General features: G+C 69.2%; 28 protein-coding genes and 1 riboswitch. Of the genes, 17 read left to right on the top strand and 11 right to left on the bottom strand.

Annotation, left to right across the window (positions count from 1 at the left end; translation table 11 throughout):
* Positions 1–11: 11 nt before the first annotated feature.
* Entirely contained in the window at positions 12–296 is a 285-nt protein-coding gene (locus tag NFT33_RS05105; protein ID WP_149504920.1) for a YbeD family protein, read from the top strand.
* A gap of 26 nt (positions 297–322) precedes the next feature.
* Here the strand turns inward: NFT33_RS05105 and NFT33_RS05110 are convergent, their stop codons facing one another.
* Together NFT33_RS05110 and NFT33_RS05115 are read right to left on the bottom strand one after the other, a co-directional pair.
* Complete coding sequence (locus NFT33_RS05110; RefSeq protein WP_251673631.1) at positions 323–532, bottom strand: DUF2788 domain-containing protein; 210 nt, start codon at positions 530–532, stop codon at positions 323–325.
* Positions 533–779: 247 nt separating this feature from the next.
* Positions 780–1541 carry a DUF2189 domain-containing protein gene (locus NFT33_RS05115; RefSeq protein WP_251673633.1) on the bottom strand — a complete coding sequence of 254 codons (762 nt, stop codon included), beginning with the start codon at positions 1539–1541 and terminating at the stop codon, positions 780–782.
* Between the two features lie 380 nt (positions 1542–1921).
* Between NFT33_RS05115 and NFT33_RS05120 the strand changes: the two genes are divergently transcribed.
* The 6 genes from NFT33_RS05120 to NFT33_RS05145 all read left to right on the top strand — a co-directional run bounded on the left by NFT33_RS05120 (position 1922) and on the right by NFT33_RS05145 (position 7454).
* A complete protein-coding gene (locus NFT33_RS05120; RefSeq protein WP_149504917.1) occupies positions 1922–2200 on the top strand; it encodes a hypothetical protein in 279 nt (92 codons plus the stop codon).
* Positions 2201–2340: 140 nt separating this feature from the next.
* Complete coding sequence (locus NFT33_RS05125) at positions 2341–3204, top strand: HDOD domain-containing protein (protein WP_251673635.1); 864 nt, start codon at positions 2341–2343, stop codon at positions 3202–3204.
* A gap of 104 nt (positions 3205–3308) precedes the next feature.
* A riboswitch (S-adenosyl-L-homocysteine riboswitch) is annotated at positions 3309–3395 on the top strand.
* A 149-nt stretch (positions 3396–3544) separates the two neighbouring features.
* A complete protein-coding gene (gene ahcY / locus NFT33_RS05130; RefSeq protein WP_251673637.1) occupies positions 3545–4978 on the top strand; it encodes an adenosylhomocysteinase in 1434 nt (477 codons plus the stop codon).
* Between the two features lie 22 nt (positions 4979–5000).
* Entirely contained in the window at positions 5001–5759 is a 759-nt protein-coding gene (locus NFT33_RS05135; RefSeq protein ID WP_251673639.1) for a TlyA family RNA methyltransferase, read from the top strand.
* Between the two features lie 52 nt (positions 5760–5811).
* The gene (gene metF, locus NFT33_RS05140) at positions 5812–6669 is read left to right on the top strand and encodes a methylenetetrahydrofolate reductase [NAD(P)H] (protein WP_251673641.1); all 858 of its coding nucleotides are present in this window, start codon (positions 5812–5814) and stop codon (positions 6667–6669) included.
* Between the two features lie 179 nt (positions 6670–6848).
* Positions 6849–7454 (top strand): OmpW/AlkL family protein, encoded by a 606-nt coding sequence (locus NFT33_RS05145; protein ID WP_251673643.1) that lies wholly within the window; start codon positions 6849–6851, stop codon positions 7452–7454.
* 161 nt (positions 7455–7615) lie between these two features.
* On the opposite strand, the gene NFT33_RS05150 is transcribed toward NFT33_RS05145, so the two are convergent.
* The gene (locus tag NFT33_RS05150) at positions 7616–8206 is read right to left on the bottom strand and encodes a 5-formyltetrahydrofolate cyclo-ligase (RefSeq protein WP_251673645.1); all 591 of its coding nucleotides are present in this window, start codon (positions 8204–8206) and stop codon (positions 7616–7618) included.
* A gap of 126 nt (positions 8207–8332) precedes the next feature.
* Here NFT33_RS05150 and NFT33_RS05155 point away from each other — a divergent pair, with 126 nt between their 5' ends.
* Together NFT33_RS05155 and NFT33_RS05160 are read left to right on the top strand one after the other, a co-directional pair.
* Positions 8333–10381 carry a lytic transglycosylase domain-containing protein gene (locus NFT33_RS05155; protein WP_251673648.1) on the top strand — a complete coding sequence of 683 codons (2049 nt, stop codon included), beginning with the start codon at positions 8333–8335 and terminating at the stop codon, positions 10379–10381.
* 26 nt (positions 10382–10407) lie between these two features.
* Positions 10408–11373 carry a complex I NDUFA9 subunit family protein gene (locus NFT33_RS05160; protein ID WP_251673650.1) on the top strand — a complete coding sequence of 322 codons (966 nt, stop codon included), beginning with the start codon at positions 10408–10410 and terminating at the stop codon, positions 11371–11373.
* 19 nt (positions 11374–11392) lie between these two features.
* Here the strand turns inward: NFT33_RS05160 and NFT33_RS05165 are convergent, their stop codons facing one another.
* On the bottom strand, positions 11393–12013 hold the full coding sequence (locus NFT33_RS05165; RefSeq protein WP_251673652.1) for a PEP-CTERM sorting domain-containing protein: 621 nt from the start codon (positions 12011–12013) through the stop codon (positions 11393–11395).
* Positions 12014–12271: 258 nt separating this feature from the next.
* Between NFT33_RS05165 and NFT33_RS05170 the strand changes: the two genes are divergently transcribed.
* Positions 12272–13504 carry a multifunctional CCA addition/repair protein gene (locus tag NFT33_RS05170; RefSeq protein WP_251673654.1) on the top strand — a complete coding sequence of 411 codons (1233 nt, stop codon included), beginning with the start codon at positions 12272–12274 and terminating at the stop codon, positions 13502–13504.
* Between the two features lie 12 nt (positions 13505–13516).
* Here NFT33_RS05170 and NFT33_RS05175 read toward each other — a convergent pair whose 3' ends face one another.
* Together NFT33_RS05175 and NFT33_RS05180 are read right to left on the bottom strand one after the other, a co-directional pair.
* Positions 13517–13708 (bottom strand): DUF2905 domain-containing protein, encoded by a 192-nt coding sequence (locus NFT33_RS05175; protein WP_251673656.1) that lies wholly within the window; start codon positions 13706–13708, stop codon positions 13517–13519.
* 13 nt (positions 13709–13721) lie between these two features.
* Positions 13722–14840 (bottom strand): class I SAM-dependent methyltransferase, encoded by a 1119-nt coding sequence (locus NFT33_RS05180; RefSeq protein ID WP_376744126.1) that lies wholly within the window; start codon positions 14838–14840, stop codon positions 13722–13724.
* A gap of 30 nt (positions 14841–14870) precedes the next feature.
* On the opposite strand from NFT33_RS05180, the gene NFT33_RS05185 reads away from it, so the two are divergent.
* On the top strand, positions 14871–15242 hold the full coding sequence (locus tag NFT33_RS05185) for a dihydroneopterin aldolase (RefSeq protein WP_149504905.1): 372 nt from the start codon (positions 14871–14873) through the stop codon (positions 15240–15242).
* 19 nt (positions 15243–15261) lie between these two features.
* On the opposite strand, the gene ppk2 is transcribed toward NFT33_RS05185, so the two are convergent.
* A complete protein-coding gene (gene ppk2 / locus NFT33_RS05190) occupies positions 15262–16185 on the bottom strand; it encodes a polyphosphate kinase 2 (protein WP_149504904.1) in 924 nt (307 codons plus the stop codon).
* A gap of 122 nt (positions 16186–16307) precedes the next feature.
* Between ppk2 and ttcA the strand changes: the two genes are divergently transcribed.
* The gene (gene ttcA, locus NFT33_RS05195; RefSeq protein ID WP_251673658.1) at positions 16308–17324 is read left to right on the top strand and encodes a tRNA 2-thiocytidine(32) synthetase TtcA; all 1017 of its coding nucleotides are present in this window, start codon (positions 16308–16310) and stop codon (positions 17322–17324) included.
* A gap of 16 nt (positions 17325–17340) precedes the next feature.
* Positions 17341–18003, top strand: coding sequence for a DUF4136 domain-containing protein (locus NFT33_RS05200; RefSeq protein ID WP_220784757.1), 663 nt, complete (start codon positions 17341–17343; stop codon positions 18001–18003).
* Here the strand turns inward: NFT33_RS05200 and NFT33_RS05205 are convergent.
* Positions 17984–18847, bottom strand: a complete 864-nt coding sequence (locus tag NFT33_RS05205) for a DUF6279 family lipoprotein (RefSeq protein WP_251673660.1) — start codon at positions 18845–18847, stop codon at positions 17984–17986. The two genes, NFT33_RS05200 and NFT33_RS05205, sit on opposite strands and share 20 nt — an antisense overlap.
* Positions 18848–18977: 130 nt before the next feature.
* Between NFT33_RS05205 and glmU the strand changes: the two genes are divergently transcribed.
* Both glmU and NFT33_RS05215 read left to right on the top strand, forming a co-directional pair.
* Entirely contained in the window at positions 18978–20366 is a 1389-nt protein-coding gene (gene glmU, locus NFT33_RS05210) for a bifunctional UDP-N-acetylglucosamine diphosphorylase/glucosamine-1-phosphate N-acetyltransferase GlmU (RefSeq protein WP_251673662.1), read from the top strand.
* Positions 20363–20800, top strand: a complete 438-nt coding sequence (locus tag NFT33_RS05215) for a hypothetical protein (RefSeq protein WP_251673664.1) — start codon at positions 20363–20365, stop codon at positions 20798–20800. The genes glmU and NFT33_RS05215 overlap by 4 nt, the downstream gene beginning before the upstream one ends.
* Positions 20801–20820: 20 nt before the next feature.
* On the opposite strand, the gene NFT33_RS05220 is transcribed toward NFT33_RS05215, so the two are convergent.
* Positions 20821–21309, bottom strand: coding sequence for an Lrp/AsnC family transcriptional regulator (locus tag NFT33_RS05220; protein ID WP_251673666.1), 489 nt, complete (start codon positions 21307–21309; stop codon positions 20821–20823).
* A gap of 156 nt (positions 21310–21465) precedes the next feature.
* On the opposite strand from NFT33_RS05220, the gene glmS reads away from it, so the two are divergent.
* On the top strand, positions 21466–23328 hold the full coding sequence (gene glmS / locus NFT33_RS05225) for a glutamine--fructose-6-phosphate transaminase (isomerizing) (protein ID WP_251673668.1): 1863 nt from the start codon (positions 21466–21468) through the stop codon (positions 23326–23328).
* Positions 23329–23379: 51 nt separating this feature from the next.
* Here glmS and NFT33_RS05230 read toward each other — a convergent pair whose 3' ends face one another.
* Both NFT33_RS05230 and NFT33_RS05235 read right to left on the bottom strand, forming a co-directional pair.
* Positions 23380–24327, bottom strand: coding sequence for a hypothetical protein (locus tag NFT33_RS05230; protein WP_251673670.1), 948 nt, complete (start codon positions 24325–24327; stop codon positions 23380–23382).
* Entirely contained in the window at positions 24305–25009 is a 705-nt protein-coding gene (locus tag NFT33_RS05235; RefSeq protein ID WP_251673672.1) for a hypothetical protein, read from the bottom strand. The genes NFT33_RS05230 and NFT33_RS05235 overlap by 23 nt, the downstream gene beginning before the upstream one ends.
* 340 nt (positions 25010–25349) lie before the next feature.
* Here NFT33_RS05235 and NFT33_RS05240 point away from each other — a divergent pair, with 340 nt between their 5' ends.
* Positions 25350–25526: a hypothetical protein gene (locus NFT33_RS05240; protein ID WP_251673674.1), complete on the top strand. Its 177-nt coding sequence runs from the start codon at positions 25350–25352 to the stop codon at positions 25524–25526.
* Positions 25527–25539: the final 13 nt, after the last annotated feature.

The following is a 25539-nucleotide window of genomic DNA, read 5'->3' on the forward strand; positions in this document are numbered from 1 at the left end:
GAGAACCCGAGATGCACACCCCGCCCGTCATTCCGCCCGAGCAGTCGCTGATCGAGTATCCCTGCGCCTTCCCGATCAAGGTCATGGGCCTGCATGTCGAGGGCTTCGCGGCCGCGATCGCGCAGGTGGCTCTGCAGTTTGATCCCGGCTTCGATCCGGCGACGATCGAGCACCGCCCCAGCGCCAAGGGCAACTACCTTGGCCTGACGATCACCATCAACGCCACCAGCCGCGAGCAGCTCGACGAGCTCTACCGCACGCTGACCACCCATCCGATGGTCAAGATGGTGATCTGAGGTCGTGATCTGAGGGGGATCTGCGCTCAGATCCCCATCGCCCAGGCGATGATGTTCTTCGCCACGAAGCCCAGCATGCCGAAGGCCAGCACGACGAACAGGATGAAGGTTCCGAACTTGCCGGCTTTCGACTCGCGCGCGAGCTGCAGCACGATGAAGAGCATGTAGAGAATGAAGGCGCTGACACCGATGGTCAGACCGAACTGGGCGAGCTGTTCCTCGGTGTAGCCGAACATGGGCAGGCGGGCGGGGGGCGAAAGAGGGTGGGGCGCGTCGGGTGCGGCAAGGCGCCGGCATGATACGCGCTGGCGCCGGTCGGGCCGTCATGCCCTTTTGCAGCTCAGGCCTGCCGATTGATGGCGATCAAGTTCTTTCCCGGCGACCGTGACACGTGCCCCTGTGGCGTGTCGTCGGAGAGACACGCGGGTGTCTACGCTGCTGCGCTGGCGCGTCGGCTGGCCCGGGGTCAGGCGCTGCTTCGGCTCAGCCCTCGGCCGGCAGCAGGTCGCGGTAGGCATGCCAGCTGGCATGGCCCAGCATCGGCATCACGAAGACCAGGCCCAGCATCAGCGATCCCATGCCGAGCAGCGTGAATCCCATCACCAGCACCGCCCAGACGCCCATCGGCACCGGGTTCTCCAGCACGGTGCGCCAGCTCGCCAGCACCGCGTCGCTGACGCTGACCTGACGGTCGACCAGCATCGGGATCGCGGTCACGCTCGAGGCGAACACCGGCGCCGCCAGCAGTCCGCCCAGCGCCAGCCAGATCTCGAACAGCCAGGATTCCCGGTTGAGCACCACCTGGTGCACGAAGTCGACAGGCGTCAGGACAGGCTGCGGTGCCATCAGGGTGATCAGTGCGGCCGAGGTCATCACCCAGCCGGTGCCTGCGGCGGCCAGCAGCAGCCCGAAGCCGACCAGACGCCGATCCAGCGAGCGCCAGATCGTGAAGACCGTGGACCAGCCCGCGGTCTCGCCCCGCTCGAGTGCGCGGCTGACCGCATACAGGCCGGTCGCCATGATCGGTGCGACCAGCAGGAATCCTGACATCGATCCGGCCAGCAGCCAGAACCTCTCGCGTGCGCCCAGCATGACCAGCACACCGAAGCAGGCCATGACGGCGCCATGCCCGAACCCGACCCCGGGCGTCAGCCGGATGTCGTGCCATGCACGTTCCAGCCAGGTCATCGGCTGCAGGGGCCGGAGGATGCGCACCGGCAGGGCGGTAACGGCGTGAGCGTTCATGCGGCCCATCCTAGGCCTGTCGACATCACCCTGATACCCGTGCTGTTCCTAGGTCGGGTGCGATTCGTGGGGGCATGGGGTTTCATCGAGGCAGCAGGCCTGGTCGATCCGAGGGTTTCTCCTTGATCCGGAACCTGAAAAATTACCGGGTATCCGACTGATACCCGATTCCATCTTTGGGGGGCTTTCCGGCTGCGGCGCGCGTGGCCTAGCATGATCTCGACTGTCAAGACATTTCCGCCGGACATGTCGCAGTAATTCGGAAACTCTCGTGAATGCGATGAAACCCTCATCCACTGGCCCGTCGATTTGCCGAATGACCGTTCCGAGCCTCTCTCCTCCTCGCGATACCTGACCGTTTTTTCGAGCTTGCCACCGCCATGAACACCTCGCTCTCTCTGGCTGCCTCGTCGGCCCCCTCGACCCGCCCCGCCGCTGCGCCACGCTTCCACGCCCTGCGCTCCTGGCTGAGCCTGATGCGATCGCGTCGCGCCCGGCTCGTGGCCGACCTGGACCGTGACCGTGCGGCGCACGAGGCCTGTGCCAGCGAAGGTGTTGCGCTCGAGGTCCGCTCGATCGATCTCGACGGCCGGCGTTTCGAGGCGCTCTATCGCCATGGCGATCTGATCTGCCTGCTGCCGGATTCGCCGCGCAACTGAGGGCGGATTCCTGGACTGTCGGCTGAACGGCTGATCGTGGCCATTCTGTGCGCCTGATCGGGGGATTGGCGCATACGCGGTGCTCATAACATCGGCCAGGACATTCTGTGCCGTCACATCCGCCTGCCGAGGAGCCGGACATGAGCCCGCCGCCCCCCCTTCCGACCGACCCCGATGCCTGGGGTGCCTTTCTCTGTGCCGTGCCGGCGCCGATCCTGGCCGATACCGCCGAGCAGCTGACCGAGCTGGCGCTGCTCGAGGAGCGTTGCGGCAATGTCGACGCGCACATGATCGCCGACGCGGTGCGAGGTGATCCGCTGATGACGATGCGGGTGCTGTCCCACGCCGGCCGGCATCGCGGCGAGCATCAGGTCACCGAGGTCCAGACCGTCACGGCGGCGGTCGTGCTGATGGGCATCGGTCCTTTCTTCCGCGCCTTTCCTCCCGCGGGCCTGCGGGTGCTGGAGGAGGAACTGCGTACCGGTGCCGACCCGCAGCGGCTCGACGAGGCGATGCGCCTGCTCGAGCGTGCCTGGCGCACCGCGCGGGTGGTCACCGAGTTCGAGCTGCAGCATGGCGATCCGCATGCCGAGGCGATGCAGGGCGCGGCGGTGATGCACAACCTCGCCGAGGTGCTGCTGTGGTGGCGGGCGCCGGAGGTGGCGCGTCGGCTCGGACGCGATCCCGACGAGGACCGCCAGCGCGAGCTGCTCGGCGGCACGCTGGTCGAGCTGCAGCAGGCCCTGATGAGCCACGCCCGGCTGTCGACGCTGCTGTGCCATCTGCTGCCGCGTCCGCATGAGGACGAGCACGATCCCGAGCGTGGCAGTCTGGCGCTGCTGCGTCCGCAGCGCCGGCTGCTGGCGCTGTCGGCCACGCTGGCGCGCCGAGCCGAGCTTGACCCACCGGCCGGGCTGGCCCTGGAGGAACTCGAGGAGCTGGCGCAATGGCTGGCGCTGTCGACACCCGCGGCCGAACGTCTGGCCATCCAGGCCCTGCTCTGACCTGAATGAAGTCGGGACTTGACCTGATCGGCGGATCACCCGGCCACCGCAGGGGCTGATCCTCGCCACGGTGCTCGATCGGGCGTCGCTACAATGCGGGCTTCGTGTCCGAGGAGCGTTGCAAGGCCGGTCGATTCAGACGACCGCCCCAGGCTCGGACCCCTTCCCACAGGCAACGGCGCTCACCCGTCCGACCGCATCCGACGCGGCCGGGAATTCCGGGGTGAGCTGCGCGCATCGCACGTCAATCGTGCCTGGTGCCGCGCCCGCCGGCCTTCCTGCCGACGACGACCGCGCGGGCCGGACGGTTCCACTTCTGGAACTTCTGGAGCTTGCTGACATGAACGCTGCCGTCGAATCCGTCTTCCGCGACTTCCACATCGCCGATCTCTCGCTGGCCGACTGGGGCCGCAAGGAGCTGACCATCGCCGAGGGCGAGATGCCCGCGCTGATGGCGATCCGCCGCGAATTCGCCGAGAGCCAGCCGCTCAAGGGCGCGCGCATCACCGGCTCGCTGCACATGACCATCCAGACCGGCGTGCTGGTCGAGACGCTGCAGGCGCTGGGCGCGCAGGTCCGCTGGGCTTCGTGCAACATCTACTCGACCCAGGACCACGCCGCTGCCGCGCTGGTGGCCCGCGGCACGCCGGTCTTCGCCTACAAGGGCGAGACGCTGAAGGACTACTGGGACTACACCCACCGCATCTTCGACTTCGGTCCGGCCGGCACCGAGGGCGAAGGCCCGAACATGATCCTGGACGACGGCGGCGATGCGACGCTGCTGATGCACCTGGGCAAGAAGGCCGAGAAGGACGCGTCGGTCATCGCCAATCCGGGCAGCGAGGAAGAGCGCGAGCTGTTCGCCTCGATCCGGGCCAAGCTGGCGGTCGACCCGACCTGGTACAGCCGCAAGAGCGCGCAGATCCTCGGCGTGACCGAGGAGACCACCACCGGCGTGCACCGCCTGAACGAGATGTCGGCCAAGGGCCAGCTGATGTTCCGCGCGATCAACGTCAACGACTCGGTCACCAAGTCGAAGTTCGACAACCTCTACGGCTGCCGCGAGTCGCTGGTCGACGGCATCAAGCGCGCCACCGACGTGATGATCGCCGGCAAGATCGCCGTGGTCTGCGGCTACGGCGACGTGGGCAAGGGCTCGGCCCAGGCGCTGCGTGCGCTCTCCGCCCAGGTCTGGGTCACCGAGATCGACCCGATCAACGCGCTGCAGGCGGCGATGGAAGGCTACCGCGTCGTGACGATGGAATGGGCGGCCGCACAGGCCGACATCTTCGTGACGACCACCGGCAACCGCGACGTCATCACCTACGAGCACATGGCGGCGATGAAGAACAACGCCATCGTCTGCAACATCGGCCACTTCGACAACGAGATCCAGGTCGCCCGTCTGGAAGAGAAGTGCCGCTTCGAGGAGATCAAGCCGCAGGTCGACCATGTCGTCTTCGAGGACGGCAAGCGCATCATCCTGCTGGCGCGCGGCCGCCTGGTGAACCTGGGCTGCGGCACGGGCCATCCGAGCTACGTGATGTCGTCGAGCTTCGCCAACCAGACGCTGGCGCAGATCGAGCTGTACGCGCACAAGGACGCCTACGACATCGGCAAGGTCTACGTGCTGCCCAAGCACCTCGACGAGAAGGTCGCCCGCCTGCAGCTGACCACGCTGAACGCCCAGCTCACCACGCTGACCGAGGAGCAGGCCGCCTACATCGGCGTGCCGGTGCAGGGCCCCTACAAGCCCGACACCTACCGCTACTGATCGGCCCGGAGCGCTTGCCGAGATGCGTGCCGACCAGATGCTGGTGAGCCGCGGCCTGGCGCCGACGCGCTCGGCCGCGCAGCGGCTGATCGCCCAGGGCGCCGTGCGCTGGCTCGGGGCCCGGGGCTGGAGCGTGCCGCGCAAGGCCGGCGACGAGCTGCCCGAGGGCTGCGAGATCGAGGTCACCGACGACGCCGAGCTGCGCTGGGTGTCGCGCGGGGGCCTGAAGCTCGACGGCGCGCTGGCGGCGACCGGACTGGCGGTGGCCGGCCGGGTCGCGCTCGACGTCGGCCAGAGCACCGGCGGCTTCACCGACGTGCTGCTGGCGCGCGGCGCCGCGCGGGTGGTCGGCCTCGATGTCGGCCACGGCCAGCTGCACCCGCGGCTGCGTGGCGACGCCCGCGTCACCGCGCTGGAGGGCGTCAACGCGCGCCATCTGGTGGCGGCCGATCTGGGCGCGGCGTGCCCGGCCGAGGGCTTCGGCTTCATCACCGGCGACCTGTCCTTCATCTCGCTCGCGCTGGTGCTGCCGGCGCTGGCGCCGTTGCTGGCTCCGGCCGGCGATCTGCTGATGCTGGTCAAGCCGCAGTTCGAGCTGCAGCCCGGCGACATCGGCAAGGGCGGACTGGTGAAGGACACAGCCGCGCTGGCGCGGGTCGAGCCCAAGCTGCGCGAGGCCGCGGCCGGCTGCGGCCTGGCGGTGGCGGCCTGGCTCGACAGCCCGGTGACCGGCGGCGACGGCAACCGCGAATTCCTGATGCACGCGCGTCGCGCCGGCTGACCGGCCGGTGGCGTCGCGCCGACGACCTCTTCTCCCGCTGGAGACTTCTCCCATGACGACGACCCCCGCGGCCTCGCTGCCGCTGAGTCTCGAGTTCTTTCCGCCGAAGACGCCCGAGGGCACGGCCAGGCTGGCGCAGGTGCGCCGCGAGCTCTATGTGCTGGAGCCGCAGTTCTGCTCGGTGACCTACGGCGCCGGCGGCAGCACGCAGGACGGCACGATCGGCGCCGTCCAGGCCATTCTCGACGAGGGCCGCGAGGCGGCTTCGCACTTCACCTGCGTCGGCGCGACGCGCGAGTCGGTGCGCGAGCGCCTGGCGCAGTTCAAGGCGATGGGTCTGAAGCGCATCGTCGCGCTGCGCGGCGACCTGCCCAGCGGCTTCGGCCCGATGGGCGAGTTCCGCCACGCCAGCGACCTGGTGAGCTTCATCCGCGCCGAGACCGGCGACCACTTCCACATCGAGGTGGCGGCCTATCCCGAGATGCATCCGCAGGCGAAGTCGCCGCAGGCCGACCTGCAGGCCTTCGCGGCCAAGGCCCGCGCCGGTGCCGACTCGGCGATCACGCAGTTCTTCTTCAACTCGGATGCCTATTTCCGCTTCGTCGAGGAGGCGCAGGCGCTGGGCGCGGACATTCCGGTGGTGCCCGGCATCATGCCGATCACCAACTCCAGCGGCATCCTGCGCTTCGCCGACAGCTGCGGCGCGGAAGTGCCGCGCTGGATCCGCCTGCGCCTGCAGAGCTTCGGCGACGACAGCGCCTCGATCCGCGCCTTCGGCCTGGACGTGGTGACCGACCTGTGCGAGCAGCTGCGCTGCGCCGGCGTGCCGGCGCTGCACTTCTACACGATGAACGCCAGCGCGACGGTGCTGGAGATCTGCCGCCGGCTCGAGCTGCTGCCGCACGCGTGATGCGCAAAAGCGACAGCTTGCAGGCGCACCTCTGACGCAGGTCAAGCCGGCTGCGCCCTGAGGCGCACGCAGGCAGCGACTTGAGCCGCCGCAAGTCGACAGGCGGCGCGTCAGGCTCCAATGGATTCATGCCCGGTGCCAAGGAGGTGCCGGAAACCGAATTCCCTCAGGAGCCCGCCATGAACAAGACCTGCCTCGCCCTCGCTGCCGTTGCCGCCCTCGTCGCCACGCCGCTCGCCTCGGCCCAGAACGCGGCTGGCGATCTGGTGATGCGTGCCCGCGTGGTCCATCTGGATCCGGCCAACAAGGACAGCATTCCCGGCCTCGACGTCGGCATCAACAGCAAGGTGCTGCCGGAAGTCGACTTCACCTACTTCATCTCGCCGAACCTGGCCGCCGAGCTGATCCTGACCTATCCGCAGAAGCAGGATGTCAAGGCGGGTGGCACCAAGATCGGCACGCTCAAGCACCTGCCGCCGACCCTGACGCTGCAGTACCACTTCACCGACCTGGGCCTGGGCGCGCTCAAGCCCTATGTCGGCGCCGGCCTGAACTACACCCGCTTCTCGAACGTCAGCCTGCCGAGCGGCCTGTCGATCGACAAGAACAGCTTCGGCGGCGCGCTGCAGATCGGCACCGACTTCGCCATCGACAAGAACTGGTCGGTCAACCTGGACGTCAAGAAGGTCTGGATCCGCACCGACCTGAGCGCTGCCGGCACCACGCTGGGCAAGATCAAGGTCGATCCGGTGCTGGTCGGCGTGGGCGTTGGCTACAAGTTCTGATCCCGGACCCGGATCGGGATCCGATTGCGGGGTGACCGGGCGGCCTCAAGCGCCCGGGGGGAGAGCGTCGGGGAGAGAGACCGCGGCCGTGGCAGGCAACTGCCACGGCCGCTCCCCTTTCCGGGGCGCCTTTGTCCGTTCGGTGTCCGTTCGGTGCAGGCTCAGGCGTCGCGCTGCCAGACCGTGCCTTCCTCGGTCAGCATCGCGTCGAGCGGCACGTCGTGCGGTTCGGCCGCGAGCCAGGGAATGAAGCCGTGGCCGTAGCCGATGCCGGCGGTGTAGGGCATCGGGTCGAGCGAGGCCAGCGTGCGGTCGTAGAAGCCGCCGCCGTAGCCCAGGCGCACGCCCTTCGGCCCGAAGCCGACGCAGGGCACCAGCAGCAGCTCGGGGTGGAACTCCTCGGTGTCCTTGGGCTTGAGAATGCCGTAGGCATCCTCCTCCATCGGGCAGCCCGGGTACCAGACATGAAAGCGCAGCTGGCGTGTCTTCTTGTCGATGACCGGCAGGCCGATGCGGCGCGAGGGGTCGGATTCGCTCCAGCGGTAGAGCGCCGGCAGCGCGTCGAACTCGCCCTTGATCGACCAGAACGCGCCGATGGTGCGCTCGCGCCGGGTCAGCAGCCAGACCATCAGCACCTCCTGCAGATGCACCGAGCGCTGGTGGCGGTCGCTCATCGACATGCGCTCGGCCTGGAGCTGCTTGCGCAGCACGGCCTTGTCGCGGGGCGGATCGGGCAGCTTGAAGGTCGGCATGGTGCTTGAAGGCGGCAGGAGGATCGTCTGATTGTGCGTGGCTTTGACGCACCGCGGCAACCCGGCACGGGCCTCGTGTTTGGGGCCTGGCCTACACTGGATTTCCTTCCTGCCGACCCGGCCCCCATGACACGACCGACCCTTTCCCGCCGCGGCCCGGCGGGCGCGATCCTGGCGCTGCTGGCCGCGGTCAGCCTGCCGCTGCTGCCGCAATCCTGTTCTGCCCAGAGCGTCGACGCCGCCGGCATCGTCGAGACCTCCCTGTCGACCCGCACCGCGCCGATGCGCCAGCTCGACGAGCGCCTGGCGCAGGCGCGTGAGGCCTGGCGCAAGCGTGACCGAGCCCGGCTGCGTGCGCACCGCGACGTGCTGGTCGAGGCGGGCCATCCCTTGGCGATGTGGGCCGACTACTGGGATCTGAACCTGCGCCTGGCCGAGGCCGCGCAGCCCGAGCTGGAGGCCTTCTATGCCCGCTGGCCGGGCAGCTATGTGGAAGACCGGCTGCGCAACGACTGGCTGCTCGAGCTGGGCCGGCGGCGCGACTGGCGCAACTTCGCCGTCGATCATCCGCGTTTCCGGATGAACGACGACCGCGAGGTGAGCTGCTATGCGCTGCTGCTGCGTCACCAGGCCGGCGAGGATGTGCGCGCGGCGGCCCGCAGCGCCTGGTTCGCGCAGCGCGACGGTGGCGACGGCTGCACGCTGCTGGTGGCCGCGCTGCTGGAGGCTCGCCAGTTCAGCCCGGCCGACGTCTGGCTCAAGGCCCGCCAGGCGGCCGAGGCCAAGCGCACGGCCGCCGCGCGTCAGGCGCTGAGCCTGCTCGATCAGGACAGCTCGGCGCTCGGCGAGATTCTCGAGCAGCCGCAGCGCTTCCTGGCCCGGCGCGCCGATGTCGGCACCCGTCCGGGTCTGGAGCTGACGCTGATGGCGCTGGCGCGGCTGGCCGCGACCGATCCGGCGCTGGCCGCCACCGAGCTGCAGGCGCGCTGGCAGGCGCAGCTGCCGGCCGAGGCGCAGTCCTGGGCCTGGGGTGCGGTCGCGCGCCAGGCGGCGATGAAGCTGATGCCCGAGGCCGACGGCTGGTTCCGCCGTGCCGGTCTGGCCGAGCGCGAGGTCGAGTGGAATGACGACGCTCTGGCCTGGCGGGTGCGCGCCGCGCTGCGCAGCGAGGATGCGGGCCGCTGGAGCCGCATCCTCGAGGCGATCGACGCGATGAGCCGCACCGCGCAGGCCGACGATGCCTGGATCTACTGGAAGGCGCGTGCGCTGCAGGCCACCGCCCAGCCGGGCGCGGCCGCGCTGCTCGAGCGCATCGCCGGCCAGTACAGCTTCTACGGCAAGCTCGCCGCCGAGGATCTGGGCCGGCCGCAGCAGCTTCCCGCCCGCCCGGCACCGCTGTCCGCCGCGGAGCGGGCGCAGGCGGTGCGCCATCCCGGCCTGGACCGGGCGCTGGCGATGATCGGCCTGGGCCTGCGCAGCGAAGGCGTGCGCGAGTGGAACTTCTCGCTGCGCGACATGAGCGACCGCCAGCTGCTGGCCGCCGCGCAGCACGCCTGCGACAACGCGGTCTGGGACCGCTGCATCAACACCAGCGAGCGCACCCGCCAGGAAGTCGACATGGCGCAGCGCTTTCCCACGCCCTTCCGCGAGGATGTGCTGGCCGCCGCCCGCGAGGTCGGGGTCGATCCGGCCTATGTCTACGGCCTGATCCGCCAGGAGTCGCGCTTCGTGACCGATGCGCGCTCCGGCGCCGGTGCCTCCGGCCTGATGCAGGTCATGCCGGCCACCGCGCGCTGGACCGCCCGCCGCCTGGGCATGCCCTACACCGATGCGCAGATCGCCGACAAGTCGACCAACCTGAAGCTCGGCACCGGCTACCTGAAGCTGGTGCTCGACGACTTCGGCGGCTCGCAGGCGCTGGCGGCGGCCGGCTACAACGCCGGCCCGAACCGGCCGCGACGCTGGCGCGAAGGCCCGGTCATGGAAGTGGCCGCCTGGGCCGAGAACATTCCCTTCACCGAAACCCGCGACTATGTGAAGAAGGTGCTGTCGAACGCCAGCTACTACGGCGCGCTGATGGCCGGGCGCGCGCAGGTCACGCTCAAGCCGCGCCTGCAGCCGGCCATCGGCCCGCGTCCGACCGAGGCGCCGGCGGAGAACCGCCAGCTGCCCTGACCGATGCTTTCCGAGGATTCTTCACCATGGCCTTTCGCAAGCTGCTGATCCTGGGCGGAACCGGTTTTGTCGGCCGCTCGCTGGCGGCCCGCTGGGCGGCCGAGCCGGCCGCCGCCGGCTGCGCCATCGTCGTGCCGAGCCGCCGCCCGAGCCGGGGCGTCGCGCTCGCGACGCTGCCGACGGTGCAGCGCATCGCCGCCGACGTGCATGATCCGGCCACGCTCGAGCGCCTGATGCAGGGCGCCGATGCGGTGGTCAATCTGGTGGCCATCCTGCACGGCAGCGCCGCGCAGTTCGAGGCGGCGCATGTCGTGCTGCCGCAGCGCATCGCCGCGGCCTGCCTGCGTGCGGGCGTGCCGCGGCTCGTCCATGTCAGCGCGCTGGGCGTGCCCGAGGGCGATCCGCAGTCGGCCCCGTCGCGCTATCTGCGCAGCAAGGCCGCCGGCGAGCAGGTGCTGCGCAGCGCGGCCGGCCTGGAGCTGACGATCCTGCGTCCGAGCGTGATCTTCGGCGCCGACGACCGCTTCATCCGCCTGTTCGCGCGGCTGCAGGCGCTGGCGCCGGTGATGGCGCTGGCCGGGGCCTGCGCGCGTTTCCAGCCGGTCTGGGTCGAGGATGTGGCTGCGGCCCTGGTGCGCTGCCTGCTCGACCGGGCGACGGTCGGCCAGGTGATCGAGTGCGCCGGCCCGGAGGTCTGCACGCTGGCGCAGCTGGTGCGCCTGTCCGGGCGCTGGAGCGGTCATGAGCGTGCGGTGCTGCCGCTGCCCGACTGGGCGGGCCGGCTGCAGGCGGCCGCGCTCGGCCTGCTGCCGGGCGAGCCGCTGATGTCGGGTGACAACATCGACTCGATGAAGGTGCCCAATGTCGCCACTGGCCGGCTGCCTGGGCTGGAGTCGCTGGGCATCCGGCCCGCCGGCGTGGGCGCGGTGATGGCGCCGATCCTGCAGGCCGGCCTGACGGACGCCGACCGGCGCCGCTCGGCCCGGCGCTGAGGCCGAGGGCCGGGCCGGATCAGGCCGCGCTGCGGCGCCGGCGGCTGGCCAGGCCGAGCAGGCCCAGGCCGGCCATCATCATCGCCAGCGTCGAGGCTTCCGGCACCGGTGCAGCCGGCGTCCAGCCGCTCAGCTTCAGGCGGTAGTCCCAGCCGGCATCGCCGCCGCCGTCGAAGTCCCACCAGTGCGCGCGGTAGCCCATGACCGCGGTGTAGTAGGTGCCGGCCGACAGCTTCATGTTGAAGGTCAGACGGCTGACGCTGTCGCCGGCGTCGTCATCGGTCGCCGAGGCCAGCGTGCCGGTGGCCACCGAGCTGCCCTGGAACAGGCCCAGCACCGGCATGGCGCTGGCGCTGTCCGGGGTCAGCGTGAAGGTGACCCACATCTGCTCGGCCAGCGTGAAGCTGTAGAAGTCGGAGGAACTGCCGCCACCGGTGGTGGTCAGGCGCGAGCCGTCGACCTGCAGCAGGCCGCCGTTGGTCAGCGTGCCCAGATCCTGCGGGATCGAGATCGCGTCGTTCGGATCGCCGCCCAGGGCTTCCTGCTCGGTGTAGGCCGCCTGCGCGGCGGCGCCGGCGCAGGCCAGCGCCGCACCGGCCAGGGCGGTGCGCCAGCGCTGCGGTTTCGAGGTTGCGGACATGACTGCTTCTCCCATCACGCTGCGCCGACCCGGCAATCGACTGACGCTCACAATTGGTACGGCGAAGTGTTTGGTGATTATTGAAGCATCTCGCTACAGCTTCGTACCATCCCCGGGTCATGGGTGCGCCTTGTGTGATGCTTGATACACCCTGCACTCCCGGGTATGGAAATCCCGCGTTCTGACCCGCTTCAAATGATCAATTCGCGCATCGCCTCGGGTCTCGCCTCGGATGGCGGCGGCAGCGAGAATGGTCCCATGAAAGTGTTTCTGGTTGGAGGGGCGGTGCGCGACCGCCTGCTGGGCCGCCCGTCGGGCGATCGGGACTGGGTGGTGGTCGGAGCCACGCCCGAGGTCATGGGCGCGGCCGGCTACCTGCCGGTCGGGCGCGACTTCCCGGTCTTCCTGCATCCGCGCACCCATGAGGAATATGCGCTGGCGCGCACCGAGCGCAAGACCGGCCCCGGCTACCACGGCTTCGTCTTCCGCACCGGGCCGGAGGTGACGCTGGAGGACGACCTCTCGCGCCGCGACCTGACGATCAACGCGATGGCGCAGGCCGAAGACGGAACGCTGGTCGACCCTTGGGGCGGCCAGGCCGACCTCGCGGCGCGGGTGCTGCGCCATGTCGGGCCGGCCTTTGCCGAGGATCCGGTGCGCATCCTGCGGCTGGCGCGCTTCGCGGCGCGCTTCGCCGACTTCTCGGTCGCGCCCGAGACGCTGGCGCTGTGCCGCGCGATGGTCGAGGCCGGCGAGGTCGACGCGCTGGTCCCGGAGCGGGTCTGGCAGGAGCTGTCGCGCGGGCTGATGGAGGCGCGGCCCTCGCGCATGATCGAGGTGCTGCGCGACTGCGGCGCGCTGGCGCGGCTGCTGCCGGAGGTGGATGCGCTGTTCGGCGTGCCGCAGCGCGCCGACTACCACCCGGAGATCGACACCGGCGTGCACCTGATGATGGTGCTCGACATGGCCGAGCGGCTGGGCACCGCGCTGCCGGTGCGCTTCGCCTGCCTGACGCACGACCTGGGCAAGGCCACGACGCCGGCCGACATCCTGCCGCGCCACCTCGGCCACGAGGGCCGCAGCGTGAAGCTGCTCGGGCCGCTGGCGGCGCGGCTGCGCGTGCCGGTCGAGTGCCGCGAGCTGGCCGAGCTGGTCGCGCGCGAGCACGGCAATCTGCACGCCAGCGCCGGCTTCGGTGCGGAGGCGCTGGTGCGGCTCTTCGACCGCTGCGACGCCTGGCGCCGGCCCGAGCGCTTCGAGCAGGCGCTGCAGGCCTGCGAGTGCGACGCACGCGGCCGGCTCGGCTTCGAGGAGCGGCCCTATCCGCAGGCCGACCGGCTGCGCGGCGCGCTGGCCGCGGCGCGGGCGGTCGACTCCGGCGCGGTCAGCGCTGAGGCGCTGGCGCGCGGCCTGAAGGGCCCGGCGATCGGCCAGGCGCTGCAGCAGGCGCGCATCGCGGCGGTGGCGGCCGCGGTGGCGGAGCCCGGCTGATCCGGCGCCGGATCAGAGCCAGCGCGCCAGCGCCAGCCCGACCAGCGTGATCAGCACGCTCGAGCCGAGCGGGAAATGCCAGGTGCGCCGGCCGACGCGCACGCTGAAGTCGCCCGGCACCCGGCCCAGGCCGATGCGCTCCAGCCAGGGCTGCAGGCCGTTCCAGACCAGGCAGGTCAGCACGAAGACGATCAGCCAGCGCATCGGTGGGCTCCGATCAGAGCGTGTGGCTGCGGTCGCCCGCGGCGAAGCCGATCGGGTCGAAGACCTCGGCCGGCGTCACGAAGCCGACCACCTTGAACAGCTCGCCCATCTCGTGCTCGGTGACGAGCTTCTGCGCCATCGCGCGCTCGCGCAGGTCGGCGCCCTCCAGGTCGGCGAGCAGGCCGCAGTTGAAGAGAAAGCGCGCCTGCGAGGTGTAGCCCAGCACCTCCAGCCCGGCGTCCTGTCCGGCCAGCGCCACCGCGGTGAAGTCCACATGCGCGGTCAGGTCCTTGCGGCCGACATCGACCAGCGGATCGGCGTCGGCCTGGTGGCCGCGGTGGCACATCAGCGTGCCGCCGGTGCGCTGCGGGTGATAGAACTCGTGCTCCGGGAAGCCATAGTCGACAAAGAAAGCCGCGCCGCGCGCGAGCTGCGCCGCCAGCGTGCGGATGAAGCCGCTGGCCTGGCGCGGCAGCTCGGTGACGGTGCCGGGCAGGAAGGGGCCCTCCACCGGCGGGCGTTCCGCCGTCGGCCGGTCGGCCCAGGCGAAGCCGCCCTGCGCGTCCAGCGTCACGCCGCGCTCCAGCCACTGCGCGCCGTCCCAGTGCAGCAGCATGACCGGCATCGCGTCGAGCACCTCGTTGCCGACGACCACGCCCTCGAAGCGCTCGGGCAGCGCATCGGCCCAGTGCAGTTTGTCGAGATGCTGCGGCACCCGCGCGGCGCAGGTCTGGCGCTGGCGCTCGCGCAGCGTGCCCGAGAGGTCGACGATGGTGTAGCGGCGGATCCGGTCGCCCAGCGCCCCCAGCAGCTGCGCGGCCAGCGCGCCGGAGCCGGCGCCGAATTCCCACAGCTCGGCGGTGCCGGTGGCATCGAGCGCCTGCGCGAGCTGGCGTGCCACCGCGCGGCCGAACAGCCCGGAGAGCTCCGGCGCGGTCACGAAGTCGCTGCCCGAGGCGGGCAGGGCGCCGAACTGGCGGTCGCCGCCGCTGTAGTAGCCCAGGCCCGGCTGGTACAGCGCCAGCGCCATGAAGCGCTCGAAGCCGATCCAGCCGCCGTTCTGGCGGATCTCGTCGGCGATGAGGAGGGCCAGCGCGTCGCTGGCTACACTGGGGGAAGAGGCGGCATTCACCCGCCGATTGTAGGAACTCGAGCCTTTTCCATGTCCACCACCCGCGGCACCCAGATCCTGACGCTCACCGGCCTGCGCTTCGACGCCAACCTGGGCGTGCTCGAGCACGAGAAGGAGGCGCCCCAGCCGATCGCGGTCGATGTCGAGCTCAACCTCGGCAGCCAGCCGCTGCATCCGCGCGACGACGATCTCACCCATGTGCTCGACTACCGCCGGGTGCGCTCCATCGTCATCGAGGAATGCACCGCCCGGCATGTCAACCTGCTCGAGAGCCTGATCGGCAAGGTCGCCGCGCGGCTGATGGACCTGCCCGGCGTGCTGGGCGTGCGGGTGAAGATCGCCAAGCTGGAGATCTTCGACGACTGCGAGGTCGCGATCCGCATCGAGACCGGGCAGTGGTGAGCCGCTGCGCCCGGCCCGCTCAGTAGACCTCGGGCACGAACAGCTCCGGCGCGACCGGATTGCGGGTGTAGTCCTCGTGGTGCTCGCGCTCGGGCAGCGCGATCAGCGGCTGCTCGACCTCCTGGTAGGGCATCTGGCCGAGCAGATGGTGGATGCAGTTCAGGCGCGCGCGCTTCTTGTCGTCGGCGGCCACGATCCACCACGGCGCCTCCGGAATGTGGGTGCGCTCGAGCATCACCTCCTTGGCCTTGGTGTAGTCCTCCCAGCGCCGGCGCGATTCCAGGTCCATCGGGCTGAGCTTCCACTGCTTCAGCGGGTCGTGGATGCGCGCCAGGAAGCGCACGCGCTGCTCGTCGTCCGAGATCGAGAACCAGTACTTGATGACCTGGATGCCGGAGCGCACCAGCATGCGCTCGAACTCCGGCGCGGAGCGGAAGAACTCCTCGTACTGGTCGTCGGTGCAGAAGCCCATGACGCGCTCGACGCCGGCGCGGTTGTACCAGGAGCGGTCGAACAGCACGATCTCGCCGCCGGCGGGCAGGTGCGAGACATAGCGCTGGAAATACCACTGGGTGCGCTCGCGGTCGTTGGGCGCCGGCAGTGCGGCGACCCGGCAGACACGCGGATTCAGGCGCTGGGTGATGCGCTTGATCACGCCGCCCTTGCCGGCGGCGTCACGGCCCTCGAACAGGATGACGACCTTGTGCTTCGTCGCCACCACCCAGTCCTGCAGCCGCACCAGCTCGGCCTGCAGGCGCAGCAGCTCGCGGAAGTAGAGCTGGCGCGACTGCGCGTCGCCATCGGTGCTCGGCCGGCCCTCGGCAGCGGCCAGCGCGTCGAGATGGCGGTCCTCGAACTCCAGCTCGATCTCCTCGTCCAGATCGTCGCGCAGGTCGCGGTGCAGGCGGCGCATCAGCTCGTCATCGGTCGGGGTCTGGCTCATCGGTCGGGCTCGTCGGGGGAAGGATGCGCAGCACGCTAGCGCGCCGCCGTGGCGGGCCTGTGACAGCCGCTCGCCATCGGCCTGTCCGGGGTGATGCGCTTGGACCGACAATTCCGCCCATCATGCAGACCTCCGAATCCACCTCCGTCCCGACCTCGGCCGCGCCGCCCACCGAGGCCGAGCGCCGCGCCGCCCACGAGATCAACAAGCTGTCCAAGCGCCTGCACCGCCAGGTCGGCCAGGCGATCACCGACTACAACATGATCGAGGAGGGCGACCGCGTCATGGTCTGCCTCTCGGGCGGCAAGGACAGCTACTCGCTGCTCGACATCCTGCTGAACCTGCAGCAGCGCGCGCCGATCAACTTCTCGATCGTCGCGGTCAACCTCGACCAGAAGCAGCCTGGCTTCCCGGCCGAGGTGCTGCCGGCCTACCTGAAGAGCCGCGGCGTCGACTTCCACATCGAGAACCAGGACACCTACTCGGTGGTCAAGCGCGTGATTCCCGAGGGCGACACGATGTGCAGCCTGTGCTCGCGGCTGCGCCGCGGCATCCTGTACCGGGTCGCCGGCGAGCTGGGCGCCAACAAGATCGCGCTGGGCCACCACCGCGACGACTTCCTCGGCACCGTCTTCCTGAACCTGTTCTTCCAGGGCCGCCTGAAGGGCATGCCGCCGAAGCTGGTCAGCGACGACGGCCGCCACACCGTGATCCGCCCGCTGGCCTATGTCGCCGAGACCGACATCGAGCGCTGGGCCGCGCACCGCCAGTTCCCGATCATCCCGTGCACGCTGTGCGGCAGCCAGGAGAACCTGCAGCGCGTGCAGGTGAAGAAGATGCTGCGCGAGTGGGACCAGAAGTTCCCGGGCCGCATCGACAACATGCACCGCGCCTTCAGCCATGTGGTCCCGTCGCACCTGATGGACCGCAAGCTCTTTCCCTTCGAGACCATCCGCCCGACCGGCGTGGCCGACCCGATGGGCGACAAGGCCTTCGACCATGACGATGACGAGGACGACGACGCCTGCGCGACGCCGGCCGCCGCCGAGGCGGGACTGCCGGCCGAGGCCGCGATCTCGCTGGAGGCGCTGCGCCGCACGCTGAGCCCGTCGTCGCCCTTCCTGCCCGCTCAGGACTGATCCGAGGAGACTGCCGATGTCTGCCCCTTCGAACGACGCGGGCGCCCGGCCCGGACGCCGACGCCTGCTGGCGCTGGGTGCGCTGGCGCCGCTGGCCGCGCTGCTGCCCGGCTGCGCGCTGCTGAAGCAGAGCGTCGTCGATGTGGCGAGCTTCGGCGCGTGGCCGAGCGGCCGCCGGGCCGGCGCCTATGCCTTCGACCGGCTGCCCTCGCAGCAGGCCGATCCTGCCGCGCAGCAGCGGCTGGAGCAGGCGGCGGCGCAGGCGCTGGAGCGGGTCGGCTTCGTGGCCGCGGCCACGCCGGCCCAGGCCGATGTGCTGGTGCAGCTCGACAGCCGCTTCAGCCGGGTGCTGTCGCCGTTTGCCGATCCCTGGCCGGGGCCCTTCGCGCCGGTGCGCCGCGCGCCGCCGCCACCGGACCGCCGCATTCACGGCTCGGTCGTGATCGGCTCGGGCGTGGGCTTCGGGGCCGGCTTCGGCTGGCAGGATGTGCACGAGCGCCAGCAGCTGCTGATGCTGCTGGTCGACCGCGCCAGCCGCGAGCGTCTGGTCGAGATCCGCATCGAGCATGAGGCGCGCCACACCAGCCCCGATCTGCTGCCGCTGATGTTCGAGGCCGGCCTGCAGGGCTTTCCGGACCTGCCGCCGGGCACGCGCCGCGTCACGATCCAGCTGCCGTAGCGGTGGCGGCGCCGGCCGCGCGCAGGTCGCGGGCCCAGCCCTGCAGCCGTGTGGCGGCCTCGCGGCGCTGGCTGGCGTCGGTGCGGTTGTGCAGCTCGGCGATCAGCTCGCACTGGAAGCGCTGCAGCTGTTCGCGGTACTGGCGCGCCTGCGGATCGTCCGGCTCGAGCGTGCGCCGGGCCCAGGCCTGCAGCAGCGCGGTGCGGCGCTCGCGCTCCGGCGCCTGCAGCGTGCGCAGCGCCTGCAGGGTCTCGATCAGGTCGCGCTGCTGGCGCTCGCGCTCGAGCTGCCAGCGCGCCGCATCCCAGGGCGAGGCGCGCAGCCTTTCGGCGACCAGCCGGCGCTGCGCCGCATCCAGCCGGCCGTAGAAGGTCTCGGCGCGGTCGATCAGCCGCTCGCGCGAGGCGCGCTGGCGCTGGTCGGCATCGCCGCGCACGAAGCGCTCGCGCCAGTCGCGGTTGTCCTCGTCGAGCGCCTGCTGCAGGTGGCGCAGCTGCGCCTCGCTCAGCCCGGCCAGCACATCGGCCATCGCGCCGCCGGCCAGCGTCTGCAGATGCAGCTGCTGGCGCTCGCGCAGCTGCTGCCACCAGCGGCACAGCCGCTCCGGCCGGGTGTCGGCGCCGGCCTCGCGCGCGATCTCCTCGATCAGCGCGACATCCTCGGCCAGCGCCAGCGGGTGGCGGCGATGCCAGTCCAGCCACTGCGTCAGCGCCTGGCGCACCCGCGGCGCCTGCGCGTCGTCGAAGTCGAGGCGCCGGTCCAGCCACCACCAGGCCAGCGTGTCGGCCTGCCGGTAGGCCAGACCGACGCTGCTGCAGGCGCCCAGCAGCATCGTCAGCGCCAAAACCGGCAGGAGTCGCGACCACTTGACGCACTTAAGGCGCGGAAGTCGTGCCAGTGCCATGCCAATCCGGATAATCCGCGATTCCACACCGTCCGGAACACACGGAACACGCTTGAGAGAGGATCTGCGCATGTCGCTCGATGTTGTGATCATGGCCGCTGGCAAGGGCACGCGGATGAAGTCTGCCCGCCCGAAGGTGCTGCACCCGCTTGCCGGTCGGCCCCTATTGCAGCATGTCCTCGAGACCGGCATCGGTCTGGGGGCGGAGCGGCTGATCACCGTGACCGGTCACGGGGCCGAACAGGTCGAGCAGGCGATGCGCCGCGCGCTGCCTGAGGCGCCGCTGGCCTTCGTGCGTCAGGAGCCGCAGCTTGGCACCGGCCACGCGGTGCAGCAGGCGGTGCCGGAGCTGCCCGAGTCGGGTACCACGCTGATCCTGAACGGCGACGTGCCGCTGGTCAAGGCGGAAACCGCCAAGGCGCTGATCCAGGCCTGCGCTGGCGAGCGTCTGGTGCTGCTGACGGTCGTGCTGGCCGATCCGACCGGCTACGGCCGCATCGTGCGCGAAGGCGAGGCGGTGCGCGCCATCGTCGAGCACAAGGACGCCACCGAGGCGCAGCGCCAGATCCGCGAGGGCTACACCGGCATGATGGCCGCGCCCACCGCGCACCTGAAGCGCTGGCTGGCCCGGCTGAGCAACGACAACGCCCAGAAGGAGTACTACCTGACCGACATCGTCGCGATGGCGGTGGCCGACGGCGTGCCGGTCGTCGCGACCCAGGCCACCGGCGAGACCGAGGTGCTGGGCGTCAACAGCCCGGTGCAGCTCGCCGACCTGGAGCGCCGCTTCCAGCGCGAGCAGGCCGAGCGGCTGATGGAGGCCGGCGTGCGGCTGATGGACCCGGCGCGCTTCGACCTGCGCGGCACGCTGCGCACCGGCCGCGATGTCGCCATCGATGTCAACTGCGTCTTCGAGGGCACGGTCGAGCTGGGCGACGATGTGCAGATCGGCGCCAACTGCGTGATCCGCAACGCCCGCATCGCCGCCGGCGCGGTCATCCACCCCTTCACCTGCATCGACGGCGAGGCCGCTGGCGCCGAGGTCGGCGAGGGCGCGCTGGTCGGGCCGTTCGCGCGGCTGCGCCCGGGCGCCAGGCTGGGCCGCGAGGTGCACATCGGCAACTTCGTCGAGGTCAAGAACTCGACGCTGGCCGACGGCGCCAAGGCCAATCACCTGGCCTACCTGGGCGACGCCACCGTGGGCGAGCGCGTCAACTACGGCGCCGGCAGCATCACCGCCAACTACGACGGCGCCAACAAGCACCGCACCGTCATCGAGAGCGATGTTCACATCGGCTCGAACTGCGTGCTGGTCGCGCCGATCACCGTCGGCGCCGGTGCCACCGTCGGCGGCGGCTCGACGATCACGAAGAACGTCGGCGCCGGCGAGCTGGCGGTCGCGCGCGGCAAGCAGATCGGCATCGGCGGCTGGGCCCGCCCGATCAAGGCGAAGAAGTGAATCCGTCGGCCGGCAGCGGACTGAGCGGGCTGTGGCACAGCCTGACCGGCAAGGCGACCGTGCCGGCTGCGGCGCCCTCCAGCGCGCCGGCTGCGGCGATCGCCACCGGTGCCGGCCTGCCGTTCGAGCCGACCCACTATCAGCGCCTCGGTCTGGCCGAGGACTGCACCGAGGCGGAGATCGAGATCGCCTGGCACCGGGTCTCGGCCGATCTGCTGCCGCCGCTTCCTCCTGCCGAGCGTCTCAAGCCGCAGGCCGCCAGTGCGGGCGCGGCCGACGAGGCCCGCTCCGCGCAGCGGCGCGCCGACGACCGCCGGCTGGCGCATGCGGTGCTGAGCGATCCGGCCCGGCGTGCGGTCTACGACGCCTGGCTGGCGCGCGAGCGCGCCGCCCGCCCGCCGCAGGGCTGGCTGACGCGGCTGCGCGGGCGCTGATCAGGCGCTGATCGGCGCTTTCAGTCGCGCGGCTTCGCGGGCAGCGTGATCTGCAGGCCGCTCTTGGCGCGGTGCACGCTGAAGAAGCAGCGCACATTGCGCACGTTCACGTCGCTGGTGAACAGGCGCTGCGCCAGCGCCTGGTAGGCCGGCATGTCGGCGACCTGCGCGATCAGCACGAAGTCCGGGCCGCCCTGGGTGCGGTAGCACTGCTGCACGCCGGGCTCGGCCACCGCCCGGGCCTCGAAGGCCTCGATGCGGTCGATGGCCTGGCGGTCGAGCGTGATCTCGACGATCGCGGTCAGGCCGTGGCCGAGCGCCTCGGGCGACAGGATGGCCACCGTGCGCTCGATGACGCCCGCATCGGTCAGCCGCTTGACGCGGCGCAGGCTGGTCGCGGGCGAGACATGGACCGCCTCGGCGATCGCCTGGTTCGAGCGTGAGGCGTCACGCTGCAGCTCGTCGAGCAGCTTCAGGTCGATGGCGTCCACCGGGATGAGGGTCGACATGAAAAAAATCCTCAAGAAATGCTTTTGAGTGGCATCTTATTGCGTTGCATTTGCAATGGGATGTTTTCGGGCAAAAAAGATAATTTTTTGCTCATTCATTTCACGAATCTCTGCCTACCATGCGGGCCTGCTTCCACTTCCCAAGGGAAACCACCCATGTGCGGCATCGTCGGCGCGGTCAGTCAGCGCAACATCGTTCCCATCCTGATCCAGGGTCTGCAGCGGCTCGAGTACCGCGGCTATGACTCCTGCGGCGTCGCGGTGCATCAGGGCGGCGGCCTGCGCCGCACCCGCAGCACCTCGCGGGTGGCCGAGCTGGATGCCCAGGTCGCGCAGGAAGGCGTCGAGGGCCTGATCGGCATCGCGCACACCCGCTGGGCCACGCATGGTGCGCCGGCGGTGCACAACGCCCACCCGCATTTCTCGCATGGCCCGGGCCTGGAGGCCAAGAGCGCGCGTGCCGGCCGCATCGCGCTGGTGCACAACGGCATCATCGAGAACCACGACGAGCTGCGCGCCGAACTCAGGGGCCGTGGCTACGAGTTCCTCAGCCAGACCGACACCGAGGTCATCGCGCACCTGGTCGACTCGCTGTACGACGGCGACCTGTTCGCCGCGGTCGAGGCCGCGCTGCCGCGCCTGAAGGGCGCCTACGCGATCGCGGTCTTCTGCCAGGACGAGCCGCAGCGCGTCGTCGGCGCCCGCGAGGGCTCGCCGCTGGTGCTGGGCGTGGGCCAGGGCGAGACCTTCCTCGCCTCCGACGCGATGGCGCTGGCCGGCGTGACCGACCAGATCATCTATCTGGAAGAGGGCGATGCGGTCGACCTGCAGCAGGGCAAGTACTGGATCACCGCCCGCGGCGAAGGCGGCGCGCGCGTGCGCGTCGAGCGTCCGGTCAAGACGGTCAACGCCCACAGCGGCGCGGCCGAGCTGGGCCCGTACCGCCACTACATGCAGAAGGAGATCTTCGAGCAGCCGCGCGCCATCGCCGACACGCTCGAGGGCATCGAGGCGATCACGCCGGACCTGTTCGGCGACGGCGCCGCCGAGGTGTTCTCGCAGATCGACAAGGTGCTGATCCTGGCCTGCGGCACCAGCTCCTACAGCGGCCTGACCGCCAAGTACTGGCTGGAGTCGATCGCCAAGATCCCGTGCGCGGTCGAGATCGCCAGCGAGTACCGCTACCGCGAGAGCGTGCCCGACCCGAAGACGCTGGTGGTCACCATCAGCCAGAGCGGCGAGACCGCCGACACGCTGGCCGCGCTCAAGCACGCGCGCTCGCTGGGCATGGAGCACACGCTGACCGTCTGCAACGTCGGCACCAGCGCGATGGTGCGCGAGTGCAAGCTGGCCTTCATCACGCACGCCGGCGCCGAGATCGGCGTGGCCTCGACCAAGGCCTTCACGACGCAGCTGGTCGCGCTGTTCCTGCTGACGCTGGTGCTGGCCAAGCAGCGTGGCTCCATCCCCGAGACCGGCCTGGAAGCCGGCCTGCGCAACCTGCGCCACCTGCCGGCCGCCGTGCAGTCGGTGCTGGCGCTGGAGCCGCAGATCATCGCCTGGGCCGAGCTGTTCACGCCCAAGCAGAACGCGCTGTTCCTGGGCCGCGGCCGCCACTACCCGATCGCGCTGGAAGGCGCGCTCAAGCTCAAGGAAATCAGCTACATCCACGCCGAGGCCTATCCCGCAGGCGAGCTCAAGCACGGCCCGCTGGCGCTGGTCGACGCCTCGATGCCGGTGGTCACGGTCGCGCCGAACGACCAGCTGCTGGAAAAGCTCAAGAGCAACATGCAGGAAGTGCGCGCGCGCGGCGGCGAGCTGTTCGTCTTCGCCGACGCCGACACGCGCATCGAGAACGAGCCGGGCGTGCACGTCATCCGCATGCCGGAGCACTACGGCGCGCTCAGCCCGATCCTGCACGTCGTGCCGCTGCAGATGCTGGCGTATCACACCGCCTGCGCTCGCGGGACGGATGTGGACAAGCCGCGCAATCTGGCGAAGTCGGTGACGGTGGAGTGAGGAAGCGGAGTTAAGCCTCGGAAATGAAAAAGGGCCTTCGGGCCCTTTTTGTCAGGTGGCAGACAAAATGAGCATCGGTTGCTCCTTCTCGCGATCCAGCCTGTCGAGGTAGGTCGGGCCGTCGATGCGGCGGACCCTCAGGTAATCAAGCAAGAATGGTTTGCTGTGGGCGGCATCCGTCACGTCTCTCAGAATCGTGATGGTGGCTTTCCCTTCGGAATGATGGGTATCGAAAGACGCAGGTCCTATCCGCTCAAACAGGCCTTGATATTCGCCAGCAATCCGCTCAGAAACGTGTTGCGCATTGTGGAGTTCGTTGGCTCGGATCAGGCAGTCGATACGCACGCTGTTGCAAAGCATCCAGAGTTGCGCCAGCAGCCAGAATGTGTTGTGCTTGATCGGGCCTCTGGCTGAGATCTGGAACGCGATCTCGCCCTCGAAGAATGCCGCCTGATCAGCCAGTTGTGCGGCGACTTCTTTGTATTCCTTGGCCGGATCCAGCATTGATTTTGCCAGCTCAGCCCGTTGTACCAAGGATTTCGTACGCGACATCTGTTGCCTGAAACCTGCCTTTTCTTGGTTCTCGAAACCCATCTTCACGGCATCGATCAGTTTGTCGACGCGACTGTCGAGACTGTTGAGTCGCTTGCGCATGTAAAGGAATCCGGCAACGCTCACGCCAACGCCGATCAGCGACACGCCCAAAGTCGCCACTTGCATTGCCTGCAGCGTCTCCATCATCGCTTTCAGCTGGTGGACTTGGGCGGCGGTATAAATGCTTGACCCGGTGTTTGTGATCGACGAAATGAACGACAGTGGCGACGTCGCTGAAGAAATTGTCTGGGACAGCAGTGATTGCGCGATGCCACTTTCCTGTAGATGGCCGACGATCCGCCCCGTTTCTGCATCCTTGAGTATGGCGCCGTACCGAACAATATCCCCGTTCGCTATGCCTTGAAGGAACTGGGCCGGTAGATCAAATGGAATCTGACTGAGCATGCTGCATCTCCAGAATTTGACTTGCGTATTGGTTGGCCCACCGGCGGTATCTATCAGCAAGCCCGTTCTCGCCAAGGATTATCTCGTCCAGTGCCGTCATGATCTGAGCTCGGTTGCCATCTTTGAATTCCAAGGCGAGTCGGGTGTCCAATTCGAGCTTGGGCCACATGATCCAGATGCTGACTGATTCGTGACGATGGGGGAGCCAGGTTGCCAGACGTTGACGCAGTACGGTTTCCTCGATTCGAGAGAACCTTTGCATCTCTGACTTGACACAAGATTCAATGTGGTCCTCAAGTACCTCGCTCGAAGGCTTGGTGAACAACCGAAGCCGCAAGAAGCCCATGTTGGCAAATTCATGCTCGACCCGGTTCTCCAGCGCCTTCTTGGCTTGCAGTGCCTTCTCGGTTACTTGGAAATGAAAGTCATCTCGCCAGTCGAGTATTTCGCGCCGTATTCGCAAAGCCTCAATCAGCTTGGGATTTACCTCGGAAATTATTTCTGGTGCTGGCCCTGTTCCCCGCATGGGTTCTGGTGGTGACAAATCCTGAGCTATGGTGTCCGGCGTGTTTCGCTGCCACCATTTGAATGTGCGGATATCCCGATTTAGAAAACTCCATAATTCGCCGAGTACGCCTTTTTGAGCCCCATCGTCAACGGCAGGAGAAGCGGGTTTATTCATGAATATTGACTGTAACGATATCTGTTGCATTTCAGTGCAACTGCTTGCGTCAAGCATGCATTGCGCCGCAGTGCACGCATGCTGAATTCACGGTTGTCAGGCCGATTTCGGGCGGCACCGCTCGGTCCATGGACGGTCGAGACATGGCACCCGATCCGTGGATTCGTCGGATAGGCCGTCTGTGGGCGTGTCGTTGTTCGACATGGATCCTTGGTGAAGGCGGTGTCCATCGTGAAGTCAGTGTACCGATGCGAGTGCGCGGCGACACCGCCCCACCAGCAGATGACCTGTCGCAGTCGTTGCGCCACACTGCCAGTTTTTCGCGCTTTCTGGTGATCGGATGACCCTCTACAGCAAACCCTGGCGCAGCTACGAAGATCAGCTCGACGAGTTGCACCGGCGCGGCCTGATCGTGACCGACCGGCCCAAGGCGCTGGAATGCCTGGAGCGCATCGGCTATTACCGGCTCAGCGGCTACTGGGGCTCTGTTGCACAAAGCGGCCCGCAGACGCCATGACCCCTACCCCAGA

The sequence above is a fragment of the Sphaerotilus sp. FB-3 genome (genome assembly GCF_023706025.1).
Taxonomy (GTDB): Bacteria; Pseudomonadota; Gammaproteobacteria; order Burkholderiales; family Burkholderiaceae_C; genus Sphaerotilus; species Sphaerotilus sulfidivorans.

What these genes read in the sequence shown, in the direction of transcription:
- glmS (WP_251673668.1), top strand. Translation starts at nt 21,466, where the DNA reads ATGTGCGGCATCGTCGGCGCGGTCAGTCAGCGCAACATCGTTCCCATC.
- NFT33_RS05165 (WP_251673652.1), bottom strand. Translation starts at nt 12,013, where the DNA reads ATGTCCGCAACCTCGAAACCGCAGCGCTGGCGCACCGCCCTGGCCGGT.
- NFT33_RS05170 (WP_251673654.1), top strand. Translation starts at nt 12,272, where the DNA reads ATGAAAGTGTTTCTGGTTGGAGGGGCGGTGCGCGACCGCCTGCTGGGC.
- NFT33_RS05110 (WP_251673631.1), bottom strand. Translation starts at nt 532, where the DNA reads ATGTTCGGCTACACCGAGGAACAGCTCGCCCAGTTCGGTCTGACCATC.
- NFT33_RS05200 (WP_220784757.1), top strand. Translation starts at nt 17,341, where the DNA reads ATGTCTGCCCCTTCGAACGACGCGGGCGCCCGGCCCGGACGCCGACGC.
- NFT33_RS05120 (WP_149504917.1), top strand. Translation starts at nt 1,922, where the DNA reads ATGAACACCTCGCTCTCTCTGGCTGCCTCGTCGGCCCCCTCGACCCGC.
- NFT33_RS05105 (WP_149504920.1), top strand. Translation starts at nt 12, where the DNA reads ATGCACACCCCGCCCGTCATTCCGCCCGAGCAGTCGCTGATCGAGTAT.
- NFT33_RS05235 (WP_251673672.1), bottom strand. Translation starts at nt 25,009, where the DNA reads ATGAATAAACCCGCTTCTCCTGCCGTTGACGATGGGGCTCAAAAAGGC.
- NFT33_RS05115 (WP_251673633.1), bottom strand. Translation starts at nt 1,541, where the DNA reads ATGAACGCTCACGCCGTTACCGCCCTGCCGGTGCGCATCCTCCGGCCC.
- NFT33_RS05145 (WP_251673643.1), top strand. Translation starts at nt 6,849, where the DNA reads ATGAACAAGACCTGCCTCGCCCTCGCTGCCGTTGCCGCCCTCGTCGCC.
- glmU (WP_251673662.1), top strand. Translation starts at nt 18,978, where the DNA reads ATGTCGCTCGATGTTGTGATCATGGCCGCTGGCAAGGGCACGCGGATG.
- ttcA (WP_251673658.1), top strand. Translation starts at nt 16,308, where the DNA reads ATGCAGACCTCCGAATCCACCTCCGTCCCGACCTCGGCCGCGCCGCCC.
- NFT33_RS05240 (WP_251673674.1), top strand. Translation starts at nt 25,350, where the DNA reads ATGACCCTCTACAGCAAACCCTGGCGCAGCTACGAAGATCAGCTCGAC.
- NFT33_RS05125 (WP_251673635.1), top strand. Translation starts at nt 2,341, where the DNA reads ATGAGCCCGCCGCCCCCCCTTCCGACCGACCCCGATGCCTGGGGTGCC.
- NFT33_RS05185 (WP_149504905.1), top strand. Translation starts at nt 14,871, where the DNA reads ATGTCCACCACCCGCGGCACCCAGATCCTGACGCTCACCGGCCTGCGC.
- metF (WP_251673641.1), top strand. Translation starts at nt 5,812, where the DNA reads ATGACGACGACCCCCGCGGCCTCGCTGCCGCTGAGTCTCGAGTTCTTT.
- ppk2 (WP_149504904.1), bottom strand. Translation starts at nt 16,185, where the DNA reads ATGAGCCAGACCCCGACCGATGACGAGCTGATGCGCCGCCTGCACCGC.
- NFT33_RS05160 (WP_251673650.1), top strand. Translation starts at nt 10,408, where the DNA reads ATGGCCTTTCGCAAGCTGCTGATCCTGGGCGGAACCGGTTTTGTCGGC.
- NFT33_RS05135 (WP_251673639.1), top strand. Translation starts at nt 5,001, where the DNA reads ATGCGTGCCGACCAGATGCTGGTGAGCCGCGGCCTGGCGCCGACGCGC.
- NFT33_RS05230 (WP_251673670.1), bottom strand. Translation starts at nt 24,327, where the DNA reads ATGCTCAGTCAGATTCCATTTGATCTACCGGCCCAGTTCCTTCAAGGC.
- NFT33_RS05150 (WP_251673645.1), bottom strand. Translation starts at nt 8,206, where the DNA reads ATGCCGACCTTCAAGCTGCCCGATCCGCCCCGCGACAAGGCCGTGCTG.
- NFT33_RS05175 (WP_251673656.1), bottom strand. Translation starts at nt 13,708, where the DNA reads ATGCGCTGGCTGATCGTCTTCGTGCTGACCTGCCTGGTCTGGAACGGC.
- ahcY (WP_251673637.1), top strand. Translation starts at nt 3,545, where the DNA reads ATGAACGCTGCCGTCGAATCCGTCTTCCGCGACTTCCACATCGCCGAT.
- NFT33_RS05155 (WP_251673648.1), top strand. Translation starts at nt 8,333, where the DNA reads ATGACACGACCGACCCTTTCCCGCCGCGGCCCGGCGGGCGCGATCCTG.
- NFT33_RS05220 (WP_251673666.1), bottom strand. Translation starts at nt 21,309, where the DNA reads ATGTCGACCCTCATCCCGGTGGACGCCATCGACCTGAAGCTGCTCGAC.